Source organism: Streptomyces olivochromogenes, assembly GCF_021538895.1.
GTDB lineage: Bacteria > Actinomycetota > Actinomycetes > Streptomycetales > Streptomycetaceae > Streptomyces > Streptomyces olivochromogenes_A.
Genome location: NZ_JADDRL010000271.1, coordinates 1 through 722 on the forward strand (window position 1 = coordinate 1; position 722 = coordinate 722).

A 722-nucleotide genomic window follows, 5' to 3' on the forward strand; every position below is an offset into this window, starting at 1 on the left:
CAGGGCGACGAGGAATACCTCGACTCGGAGAAGTACCAGCTCAAACCCCGCGACTGGGCCACCGCCGAGGCCGAGGGACGCAGCATCGCCCCCCTCATCACCCGGCTCAACACCGTCCGCAGGCAGAGCCCGGCGCTGCGGCAGCTGCGCGACCTCCACTTCCACCCCACGGACAAGGAGGAGGTGATCGCGTACAGCAAGCGCGGCGGATCGAACACGGTTCTGGTGGTCGCCAACCTCGACCCTCACCACACCCAGGAGGCCACGGTCTCGTTGGACATGCCGCAACTCGGCCTGGAATGGCACGAGTCGGTGCCGGTGCGTGACGAACTCACCGGCGAGACCTATCACTGGGGCAGGACCAATTACGTGCGCCTCGAACCGGGTCGGCGACCCGCGCACGTCTTCACGGTTCTGCGACCGTCCACCCCGCAGATCGGAGGGTCACCCACAAAATGATCGTCAACGAGCCCGTTCCGGATACCTTCGAGGACACTCCCGCAAAGGACCGTGACCCGGAGTGGTTCAAACGCGCCGTGTTCTACGAGGTCCTGGTCCGTTCCTTCCAGGACAGCAATGGTGACGGCATCGGCGACCTCAAGGGTCTGACCGCCAAGCTCGACTACCTGCAGTGGCTCGGCGTCGACGTCCTCTGGCTGCCGCCCTTCTTCAAGTCGCCGCTCAGGGACGGCGGTTACGACGTCTCGGACTACACCGCCGTG

Annotated in this window: 1 protein-coding gene and 1 pseudogene; both read left to right on the forward strand. The window is 65.4% G+C overall.

Annotation, left to right across the window (positions count from 1 at the left end; all coding sequences use genetic code 11):
* Window positions 1–459: pseudogene (locus IPZ69_RS46760) on the forward strand (alpha-1,4-glucan--maltose-1-phosphate maltosyltransferase); the annotation flags it as partial.
* Window positions 456–722, forward strand: a 267-nt coding sequence (locus IPZ69_RS46765; RefSeq protein ID WP_268835910.1) for an alpha-amylase family glycosyl hydrolase, incomplete at its 3' end; no start/stop codon positions are given. The pseudogene IPZ69_RS46760 and the gene IPZ69_RS46765, both read left to right, overlap by 4 nt.